The 1365-nt window shown below is 38.1% G+C and carries 2 protein-coding genes; both read left to right on the forward strand.

Annotated elements, in window-relative coordinates; all coding sequences use genetic code 11:
- On the forward strand, positions 1-767 hold a 767-nt coding region (locus JHD62_RS21320), incomplete at its 5' end, for a glycoside hydrolase family 16 protein (RefSeq protein ID WP_199104563.1).
- Complete coding sequence (locus JHD62_RS21325; protein WP_199104564.1) at positions 752-1339, forward strand: hypothetical protein; 588 nt, start codon at positions 752-754, stop codon at positions 1337-1339. The genes JHD62_RS21320 and JHD62_RS21325, both read left to right, overlap by 16 nt.
- Positions 1340-1365: the final 26 nt, after the last annotated feature.

Here is a 1365-nt window from a genome sequence, read left to right on the forward strand (position 1 = left end):
TAGAGACAGGATATGATGAAGTAAATAAGAAATGGTTAGGCTATGATTGGGTTGTAAAAAGAACACTTCCTGAGTCAAGGGAACAACAGATTTATGTTGATCCTATGTATATGGGCAAGTCTAATAAGCCACTAGGTATTAATCCATTTTCGTTGAGAAATGGAGATTTATTCATTACTGCGTGTAGCATACCTCCTAATTTAAATGCAGCCTTGCCTGGTTTTGCTTTTACCTCTGGGCTTCTGACAACCAGAACATCCTTTTTGCAGATGTATGGCTACTTTGAAATTGAAGCGATTGTTCCACAAGCTCCATACCTAGTTCCAGCATTTTGGTTGCTCCCGTTCGATAAGAGCTGGCCACCAGAGGTTGATGTTTTCGAGGCTCCTGGACATGAGCCTGGAACCATTATAACAACAATTCATGCTAAAGATGCCGCCGGTAAGTTTCTTCACACTGGCTGTCGATTAGCTTTCCAGGATTTTGATAAAGCTTTCCATAAGTATGGTGTTTTATGGTTGCCTGATAGGCTTATTTTTTACATTGATAGGAAACCAGTCTCGATCGTTTCATCTCCCGTAACATTTAACAAGCCAATGTATATGCTTGCAAATTTGGCTGTGGGTGGAAATTGGGTTGGATTTAAAAATAGCACAGATGGAATGCCGGTTTCTATGGTCGTAAGGGATATGGCGGCTTATACATTGGATAAGGCAAAGACGTGTTCTATTGTTCAGGGTGGGGTGAGGGAATGCCAGGGAATATAATATTCTGTAATTCGACAGGGCTACGTCGAACTGTTGTTTTCTTATTTGTATTTTGTATAATTCAATTTTCATCGGCATGGATTTATCCGGCAAGTAGCTTTTCTGGAATTGGTTCTGCGGTTCAGGAAAAATTTCTTGGTGTTCCATTTCAATATTGTCTTTGGCTTGTGGTTTCTTTGTGTTTTTATTTGGACTCTCGCCGCAGTGGTTTGACATTTTACTCACGTGTTCTGTTGCCAATTTCCCCATTTATTTTAATAGGATTTGCTTCTTCAATTTTTGGCGTTATGCCTTTTGATTCGCTTCGTTATCTTATTTTGTTTCTTGTTATGTGTGTTTCATCAGTTCTTCCAGTCTCGGTTTTGCCATTGAGTGTGATGGAAAAGTATTTTTTTAATATATTTTCCGGTATTGTTGTAATTTCGTTGATTTATGGGGTGGCTTTTCCGGATTATGGTGTGCAGGCTTATGGTATTCAGCGTGCTCTTCGTGGTTTTTTTACAAATAAAAATCAATTTGGTTGGTTTTCTGCTATTTCATTGATTATCATAGTTGTTTTTTTTGATGTATAACGGAAAGCAATATCAATTATTTATAT

The sequence above is a fragment of the Aquitalea sp. ASV11 genome (assembly GCF_016429185.1).
GTDB lineage: Bacteria > Pseudomonadota > Gammaproteobacteria > Burkholderiales > Chromobacteriaceae > Aquitalea > Aquitalea pelogenes.